Origin of the sequence: Nostoc sp. ChiQUE01b (assembly GCF_034531255.1) — a bacterium.
In the GTDB taxonomy this organism is placed as follows: Bacteria; Cyanobacteriota; Cyanobacteriia; order Cyanobacteriales; family Nostocaceae; genus Nostoc.
On the sequence record NZ_JAVRBM010000011.1, the window covers coordinates 101,407 to 111,124 of the forward strand.

General features: G+C 40.3%; 4 protein-coding genes. All 4 read left to right on the plus strand.

The genetic code is table 11. The features are described 5' to 3' along the window. Nucleotides 1-257: 257 nt before the first annotated feature. The 4 genes from RMY63_RS10360 to RMY63_RS10375 all read left to right on the plus strand — a co-directional run bounded on the left by RMY63_RS10360 (nucleotide 258) and on the right by RMY63_RS10375 (nucleotide 9,684). Nucleotides 258-2,285 carry a non-ribosomal peptide synthetase gene (locus tag RMY63_RS10360; protein ID WP_322728607.1) on the plus strand — a complete coding sequence of 676 codons (2,028 nt, stop codon included), beginning with the start codon at nucleotides 258-260 and terminating at the stop codon, nucleotides 2,283-2,285. A 3-nt stretch (nucleotides 2,286-2,288) separates the two neighbouring features. Continuing rightward, nucleotides 2,289-7,226 (plus strand): aminotransferase class III-fold pyridoxal phosphate-dependent enzyme, encoded by a 4,938-nt coding sequence (locus RMY63_RS10365; RefSeq protein WP_322728608.1) that lies wholly within the window; start codon nucleotides 2,289-2,291, stop codon nucleotides 7,224-7,226. 82 nt (nucleotides 7,227-7,308) lie between these two features. Then, nucleotides 7,309-8,307 carry a cupin-like domain-containing protein gene (locus RMY63_RS10370; RefSeq protein ID WP_322728609.1) on the plus strand — a complete coding sequence of 333 codons (999 nt, stop codon included), beginning with the start codon at nucleotides 7,309-7,311 and terminating at the stop codon, nucleotides 8,305-8,307. 234 nt (nucleotides 8,308-8,541) lie between these two features. Next, nucleotides 8,542-9,684 (plus strand): acyltransferase, encoded by a 1,143-nt coding sequence (locus RMY63_RS10375; RefSeq protein WP_322728610.1) that lies wholly within the window; start codon nucleotides 8,542-8,544, stop codon nucleotides 9,682-9,684. The last annotated feature ends 34 nt before the right edge of the window (nucleotides 9,685-9,718 follow it).

The window sequence follows — 9,718 nt, forward strand, 5'->3', positions numbered from 1 at the left end:
GTTAATGCCCTTTCACACAAATATTGTAGGATTGGGGTATAATTTTTTGTCAAATTAGTCTTTTAATATAATTTAAAACCTAACAATGTAATCATAAACTATATGTGAAAATACTAACATTAAAATATGTAAAAATACTTTCACATTTTTTATTTTATCTGTTTCTCTAAATAAGGAAATAACAAGATAATCTTAAATTTAAATACATTCCATTCTTGATTATTCATTAATATCAGTAATTTTGCTTTAAGTTAAAAATGAAACTAATAACTAATTCATTGGCTCAAAATAAAAATGAATTACTGTTGACTCATGGTCAAAATTCATTATCAGAAAACAACTTAGAACGAGAGAATTTAACATTAACTATTTTGAAAGAATCTGAAAAAAACCTACTAATAGAGTGGAATCATACTCAAACTGATTATCCTCAACAAGCGTGTATTCATCAATTGTTTGAAGCACAAGTAGAGAAAACACCTGATGCTGTAGCACTAATTTTTAATAACCAGCATCTCACCTATAGAGATTTGAATAGTCGTGCTAATCAACTAGCAAAACATCTACAATCACTAGGGATAGGAACAGAAACTCTTGTAGGAATCTGCATAGAGCGCTCCTTAGAAATGGTTGTAGCACTCTTAGCTATCCTTAAAGCAGGTGGAGCTTATGTACCATTAGATCCAGGGTATCCACAAGAACGTTTAGCTTTCATGCTGTCAGATACCCAGGTATCTGTACTATTAACTCAAAAAGAACTAGTTGCCAAATTACCTACTCATACAGCATTTGTAATTTGCCTAAACGCAGATTGGAATACAATTGCCCAAAATAAAAAAGATAACCTAAGCACTAGTGTCACTGCTGATAACTTGGCTTATGTCATGTATACATCAGGTTCTACAGGTACACCCAAAGGTGTTAGCGTTATCCATCGTGGTGTAGTTAGGTTAGTCAAAGAAACTAATTATGCTCAACTCACGCCTGAAGAAGTAATTCTGCAACTTGCTCCTATTTCCTTCGATGCTTCCACTTTTGAAATTTGGGGTTGCTTACTTAATGGTGGGCAACTAGTAATCTATCCTCCTAATACACCATCTTTAGAAGAATTAGGGCAGATTATTCAGCAATACCAAGTTACTACTCTTTGGCTGACAGCTGGTTTATTCCACCTGATAGTAGATGAAAAAATAGATGCTTTAAAATCCTTACGTCAACTTTTAGCAGGTGGTGATGTCTTATCTGTTCCCCATGTACAGAAATTTCTTCAAACAGTAGAGAACTGTCAACTAATTAATGGTTATGGACCAACTGAGAATACAACTTTTACCTGCTGCTATCCTATAACATCACCACTACAACCAGGTGTTTCGATTCCTATCGGTCGCCCAATTGCTAACACCCAAGTTTATATATTAGATAACAACCTCCAATCAGTATCAATTGGAGAAGCTGGTGAATTGTATATTGGTGGTGATGGATTAGCTAGAGGCTATTTAAACCGCCCTGACCTAACTGCCAAAAAATTCATTTCTCACTCATTTGATCACAATTTAGCAACGCGCCTTTACAAAACGGGAGATTTAGCTCGTTATCTTCCAGATGGAAATATTGAGTTTTTAGGTCGGATTGACAATCAGGTAAAAATTCGCGGTTTCCGAATTGAACTAGGGGAAATTGAGCGAGAAATTGCACAACATCCTGACGTTCGGGAAATTGTCGTTTTAGCTCGTCAGGATGAAGCAGGTGAAAAGCAGTTGACAGCTTATATTGTTCCTCGCTATAACAGTGGAGATACGCACAATAAATTACGTGGTTTCTTACAACAGCGACTACCTAACTACATGATGCCATCAGCATTTGTGATGTTAGAGTCACTGCCTTTGACTGCAAATGGCAAAGTAGATAGACATAAATTGCCAGCACCAAGTAGAGAACGTCCGCAACTGGAACAAGCGTACATTGCTCCACAAACAGATTTAGAACGTCTGCTTGCAGGTATTTTATCCGAACTGCTCAAAATTGATCGCGTTGGGATTGATGATAATTTCTTTGATTTGGGAGCAACTTCAATCTCAATTCTGCAAGTTGCTGCGCGAGTAAAACAAGAATTTGGTATTGAGCTACCTGCTGTGAAGCTATTTCAGTATTCAACAATTGGCTCTTTAGCAAAGTATTTGGATTCAAACCAGAACAGCCAACCGTCTTCTGACAAGCTGCAAAATCGTGCCCAACGCCAACAAGCAGCTCGTACTCGTCGCCGTAATCATCAACAAAGTGTTTAAGCAATGGTAAATATGCAAGCATCCGATAACCAAGATCCTAGTGATGGTATTGCCATTATTGGCATGGTAGGAAGATTTCCTGGCGCTGGAAATGTCGATGAGTTTTGGCGCAATCTGTGCGAGGGATTAGAATCAACGACTTTCTTTCAAGATGAAGAACTAGATCCTAGTATCGATCCGAACCTTTGCAAAGATCCTAGCTATGTAAAAGCTAGAGGGATAATTCCTGGGGGAGAAACCTTTGATGCTGCCTTCTTTGGTATTAATCCGTTAGAAGCTGTGGTTATGGACCCACAGGCTAGAGTTTTCCTAGAGTTGGTTTATGAAGCCCTGGAAAATGCTGGTTATGAATCAGAGTCTTTTGAAGGTTTAATTGGTTTGTATGCTGGTTGTGGTCAAAATACTTATTTTGCTAACCACATTTCTGGACGTATGGAAATTGTCGATCGCATCGGTGAGTTCCAGACGATGTTAGCCAATGAAAAAGACTTTTTAACGACCCGTGCTGCTTACAAACTCAACCTCAAAGGCCCAGCCGTCAGCGTCAATACAGCCTGTTCCACTTCTTTGGTAGCAATCATTCAGGCTTGCCAAGCTTTAACCAGCTATCAGTGTGATTTGGCTTTGTCTGGTGGTGTATCTATGACTACACCCCAAAACAGCGGTTATATGGCGCAAGAAGGCAGTATGCTTTCTGGAGATGGGCATTGTCGTCCCTTTGATGCCAGCGCTCAAGGCACAATGTTCAACAATGGCGCAGGAGTGGTTGTCCTCAAGCGTTTAGAAGATGCACTCAATGATGGCGATCGCATCTATGCCGTAATTCGTGGTTCTGGTATCAATAATGACGGCGCTGATAAGGTGAGCTTTACGGCTCCCAGCGTAGACGGACAAGCAGAAGCCATTGCAATGGCGCAAGCTTATGCCAACTTTCACCCAGAAACCATCTCTTATATTGAAGCTCACGGTACAGCTACACCTTTAGGCGACCCGATTGAAATTGAAGCGCTGACGCAAGCATTTCGCGTACATACAGATGCTAAACAATTTTGTGCGATCGGCTCTCTTAAAAGCAATGTTGGACATTTAGTTGCGGCGGCTGGGGTAGCAGGGTTAATAAAAACTGCTCTCGCCCTGCATTATAAAAAGATTCCCCCTAGTTTAAATTTTGAAGCTCCCAACCCCAAGATTGACTTTGCCAACAGCCCCTTCTATGTAAATACCAAACTAGCTGAATGGTCGGAGGGTGAAACTCCACGACGAGCTGGTGTAAGTTCTTTTGGTGTCGGCGGCACTAATGCTCATATTGTCCTAGAAGAAGCGCCACAAATCCAAAGTTCAGGATCTTCGCGTCCACAGCAGCTATTGTTGCTCTCGGCAAAAACTAGTCAAGCTTTAGAGGCTGCAACAGCGAATTTACAGCAGCATTTACAGTACAATGCCGAAATTAACTTAGCTGATGTTGCTTATACCCTACAGCGAGGGCGCAAAGCTTTTAACTACCGACGCAGTATAGTTTGTCACGATATTACAGATGCGATCGCAGCCCTGCAATCTTTAGATCCCAATCAAGTAAATACTCGTCATACAGAAATTCGCAATCCAGCCGTTGTCTTCATGTTCCCCGGACAAGGATCGCAATATGTGAACATGGGACTGAATCTCTACAACCGCGAACCTGTGTTTCAGGAAGCAGTAGATGAATGTGCTGAAGCCCTTAAACCTTTACTGGGCAGGGATTTACGAGAAATCATCTATCCTGTACCGAGCGATCGTGAAACTGCGGCTATCTCCCTGCGGCAAACCTGCTTTACCCAACCAGCATTATTTGTCATTGAATATGCGTTAGCGCAACTGTGGCAAAGTTGGGGAGTCAAGCCCCAAGGCATGATTGGTCATAGTATTGGCGAATTTGTCGCCGCCTGTATTGCGGGTGTATTTACTTTAGAAGATGCGCTGATGTTGGTTGCAACTCGCGGTCGCTTAATGTGGGAGTTACCGGCAGGGGCTATGCTCTCAGTGCGCCTACCAGCCAAAGAGGTTGAACCGCGATTGAGTGCAGAACTAGCGATCGCCGCAATTAATGGCCCTTCCCTGTGTGTAGTTTCTGGCCCCACAGAGGCGATCGCGGCTCTGCAAAAACAACTTGAAAGCGAAGAAGTTGTCTGTCGCCATTTATACACTTCCCACGCTTTCCACTCCCCAATGATGGATAGCATCATAGCCCCTTTTGCTAAGGTAGTTGGGAAAGTTAAATTATCGCCACCCCAAATTCCCTTTGTATCCACAGTTACCGCCGACTGGATTACAGCCCAGCAAGCAACTGATCCGATGTATTGGGCTACACATCTACGCCAGACTGTGCGATTTGCCGAAGGCATACAAATCCTATGGCAGCAGTCAGAACGCCTACTGTTAGAGGTGGGGCCGCGAATCACAACTACGACCTTAGCCCGCCAACAAGCAAAAGATATTAAACAACAGATAGCGATTCCTTCTCTGGGTGATAACGCTGAGAACGAAGCCGAATGGACGGCATTACTCAAGGCAGTAGGACAACTGTGGCTAGCAGGAGTATCTATTGACTGGAGCAACTTTTATCAAAGGGAAACGCGACAACGAATTCCTCTACCTACTTATCCCTTTGAACACCAACGCTTCTGGATTGATCCTCCACCTCATCCCAATCGTGCCGCAACTCCCAAACTTTTAAATCCCCAATTATTAGAAAAGACCAAAATTATGACAACATCTCCTCAGCAAAAGCTCATTCCCCTGCTCAAAGAAATTATCGAAGAAACTTCAGGATTAGAAATCACGAGTGTTGATGATTCGACAACATTTTTAGAAATGGGATTAGATTCCTTATCTCTGACGCAAGTCGGGTTAGCTTTGAAGAAAAAGTTTCAAGTCAAAGTAACGCTTAGGCAGTTACTAGAAATTTACCCAAATTTAGGAACACTGGCTGACTTTATCAATTCAGCCTTGTCTCCCGAAACTTTATCTGCACTAGGATTAACAGAAACCGTTGCAGACCCAATTCCAGAAGCACCGTTGCCAGAACCTACACCTACAATCACATTACCTACTTTGGTAGTGCATGAAGTTCATACAAATGGATCAAATGGATCTACACCTCAGATTTCTGCCCAACCTGCTGTATCTAATAGCATCCTAGAAAATGTGATTAATCAGCAGCTACAAATCATGAGCCAGCAATTGGCACTATTGGGTAATAACAGTCAATCTCTAACAATCCCAGTTGTACCTGCGCCGACATCTCAAAATAATGGTGTCAAGCCACAAAATGCTGTATCTATCCCCGCAATCCAAACCAGCAAAGAATCACAAGCATCGGTAGATAATGAGTCAAATGGTGCTAAAAAGGCATTTGGTGCGGCGGCTAGAATTGAAAAGACCCAGACTAAAACTCTGACAGCGCAACAACGCACTCATCTAGACAAAATTATCCAAAGATATACAAAACGAACTCAAAAATCCAAAGAATATACTCAAGCTCATCGCCCTTACTTGGCAGATCCCAGAACTGTTTCCGGGTTTAACCCGACGATGAAAGAGATGGTTTATCCTATCGTGGCGTCTCGTTCATCAGGTTCTAAACTTTGGGATGTTGATGGCAATGAATATGTCGATTTAAGCAATGGCTTTGGCTTGAATTTGTTTGGTTGGTCGCCACCTTTCATTACCGAAGCAATTGAAGCACAACTCAAACTCGGCATGGAAATTGGGCCGCAAACTCCCTTAGTTGGAGAAGTGGCAAAGCTAATGTGTGAGTTGACCAACTTTGACCGAGCAGCCTTTTGCAACACAGGTTCAGAAGCGGTATTGGGAGCGATGCGGATGGCACGCACGATCACAGGGCGTAACTTAATCGCCATCTTTTCTGGAGCTTATCACGGTATTTTGGATGAAGTAATTGTTAGGGGTACAAAAAAACTTCGGTCAATTCCTGCTGCTCCTGGTATTCCACCCGAAATGGTAGAGAACATTTTGGTGGTAGACTATGATTCGCCTGAGTCTCTAGAAATCCTCAGAAGTCGGGCTGATGAGTTAGCAGCAGTGATGGTGGAATCTGTGCAAAGCCGTCGCCCTGAATACCAACCCAAAGAATTCCTTCAGCAATTGCGTGATTTTACTGAGGAAGCTGGTATTGCCCTGATTTTTGATGAAATCGTTACCGGATTTAGAATTCATCCAGGTGGCGCTCAAGCACATTTTGGTATCAAAGCTGATATAGCAACCTACGGTAAGATTGTGGGCGGTGGACTACCGATTGGAGTTATTGCTGGCAAATCGCAATATATGGATGCTTTAGATGGTGGGTTTTGGCAGTTTGGTGATGACTCCGTTCCAGAAGTAGGCGTGACTTACTTCGCCGGCACTTTCGTCCGCCATCCTTTAGCATTAGCAGCCGCGAAAGCAGTACTTCAGCATTTAAAACAGAGTGGCCCCAGCTTACAGCAAAATCTCAATGCCAGAACCGATAAGTTTGTAGCGGAACTCATGGGTTATTTCCAGCAAGTTCAAGCACCGTTCACAGCTTATAATTTCGGTTCACTGTTTATGGTGAAGTCTGCACCAGAGTTTGCTTACGGAGATTTACTGTTTTACTTGATGCGGGATAAGGGAGTGCATACTTGGGATCACCGTCCTTGCTTCTTGACGACAGCCCATTCCGAAGCCGATCTAGCTTTTGTAATGGCAGCCTTTAAAGAAAGTATTGCTGAAATGCAGTCTGCTGGCTTCTTGTCTGCACCCCCCATAGAAGTAACAAACTGCGAAATTACCAATAACAGCTTACGCAATCGTCCTCCACAAGCTGATGCCAAATTAGGACGAGATCCCCAAGGCAACCCCGCCTGGTATATTCCCGATACTGAGCGACCTGGAAAATATTTACAAGTCGCAAGTGTTTCCTGAAGTGCTTTAAAAAAGCAATTGCACAGAAAGCATAGTGACCATCAGTAATTTTTGCAAATAGTAAATACTCATCCATTTTTGTATGTCAGTTGATAATCTACTTGAACCAAGTTCTATAAAGTCCGATGCGAAGCTTCCTGAACAAATAATTGAAACTGATATTTCAAACTTCCGGGAAAACTTCAACTCTTCGCACTTCATGTTTTCGCATAACCTTGCAGGACATCCTTTATTTGAGATCCCCCGCTTAGTTGAGCTTGCAAATACTATGCTAAGTCAGGGTAAAACAAATAAAATCCAGTCTTATATCAGCAAAGTCCCTGTTGAGCAAAAGTGGAATCAGCGACCTGGAATCAAGCAAATTAATGAGGCGATCGCACATATTGGAGAATCAGATTCTTGGGTCATGCTTGAAGATGTTCAAGTAGACCCAGAATATGCTGCCTTGGTCAACCAGATTATAACTGAACTCGAAACTCTTACAGGTAAACCCCTTCGGAAGCAAATGACGTGGCTAGGTGCTTACATCTTTATTGGTTCTCCAAATTCTATTACACCTTACCATATTGATAGTGAGTTGAATTTCCTGTTTCAAATTCAGGGCGAGAAAGATATGAGCCTCTTCAATCAAAACGATCGTTCTGTACTGAGCGAAGAGGAAATTGAAAAATTTTATGTAGGCGACCTGAATGTAGCAAATTATAGAGAGGAAAATCAGAGTAAAGCAAGGGTTTACCATTTGCAACCAGGCAAAGGACTCCATCATCCGATACTGGCACCCCATTGGGCCAAAAATGATAATAATGTCTCTGTAGCTTTGAGTATCCTCTTTTATCTGCGACCTTATGATCTCAAAGCCAGAATATATCAAATCAACAGTTATTTACGCAGACTGGGATTGGAACCCACTCCACCGGGTAAATCTGCCCTGAAAGACCGACTCAAAATTTTTGCTCTGGGTCTTCTATCTGATCGCCGACCAAAAAGTAAATTTATGATACTGCGCTCTGGTGTATTAAAACTCAAATCTCTTGAGGGAAGGCTAAAGCAATTTACCGACAAGATTATGAAAAAAATCTAAATTTTCCCAAATGATTAATTATTAATTAGCCTGAATACAAATCGGTGTTCTATAGCAATTCTAAATCATTTGTGACATAAATATTCTATTTTAGACGCTTCGTTTAGCTTGTTTTTATGCAACGTTACATCATTCATTGTAGACGACAGCAAGCAACTATGCATCTACGTTAAAAAATAATTTTTACAAATCAAATAGGATTGCTATAGATAGAAACTAAAACCAAAAATATCAATGTATAAACACATCAAATCACTCACTTCTTTACGTGGTATTGCAGCCTTGGTTGTTGTTATACACCATTTTTCTTACTACGGTTTACCGAAAACAGGTTCAACTTTATCAGCCTATAGTAATTTTTTTAAAAATGGATATTTATGGGTTGACTTTTTCTTTATTTTGAGTGGTTTTATCATGACCCACGTTTATGCAGAGATTTTTTATTTAAAAGTAAGTTTAAAGAACTATCGTTCATATTTATTTTTGCGTTTTGCTAGAATTTATCCTCTGCATATATTGATTATTTCTTTATTTATTGGATTAGAAGTTGTCAAATTACTTTTCCTAAATACTTCTGCCTTTACTGATAAATTTAACTTAACCGCACTTTTTGCAAATATTTTTCTTTTACAAGCATTCGACCTAAAATGCCCACCTTTATTATGGTGTAATACCTATTGGAATGAGCCGTCTTGGTCAATTAGCGTAGAGTTTTTTATTTACTGTATATTTCCATTTTTATTATTAACTTTGTTAAAAAACAACCACAAAACTGATTTGATAGTTTATAGTTGTACTCTCTTTAGTCTATTACTACTAATCACCTTTACCCGTGGCAATTTAGATACTATTATTGGCATCCCTTCAATAGCTAGATGTGGGCTAGAATGCATACTTGGTATTATAACTTACAAAGTTTACCATAGAGGTAATTATAAAAAGTATTTCAATCTTAATTTACTGGCAATTCTAGCTATAACTTGGATAATTATGATTATGCATTACTACTGGCATGATTTTCGTAACCTTCATGATTGGCTAATTTTACCGGCTTTTTCTTTACTAATTTTATCTGTATCTATCAACAATAATAGTGTAATATCAAAGTTTTTAAACTCAGGCTTAATGCTATATATCGGGACTATATCTTACTCAACTTATATGGTTCATTGGTTTATTCAAGAATTGTTAAGAATATTCTGGATTGATAAATTTTACGATGTTTTTGGCAAAGGATTCACAGAATATCAAGCATTGACATCTTTAGGAGTATTTCTTATGATTGTCTTATTGGCTGCATCATTGACATATAGATTTGTAGAAGTCCCAGCGCGTAATTATTTAAAGTCTACAAGCTTGGCTCAACAATGTATTTAAAGTCAGTAACTTAAAAAAAGATTGAGATTTATCC

Bases quoted from the DNA above. Each gene is read 5' to 3' on its own strand.
- RMY63_RS10375 (WP_322728610.1), top strand. From the start codon at position 8,542: ATGTATAAACACATCAAATCACTCACTTCTTTACGTGGTATTGCAGCC.
- RMY63_RS10370 (WP_322728609.1), top strand. From the start codon at position 7,309: ATGTCAGTTGATAATCTACTTGAACCAAGTTCTATAAAGTCCGATGCG.
- RMY63_RS10365 (WP_322728608.1), top strand. From the start codon at position 2,289: ATGGTAAATATGCAAGCATCCGATAACCAAGATCCTAGTGATGGTATT.
- RMY63_RS10360 (WP_322728607.1), top strand. From the start codon at position 258: ATGAAACTAATAACTAATTCATTGGCTCAAAATAAAAATGAATTACTG.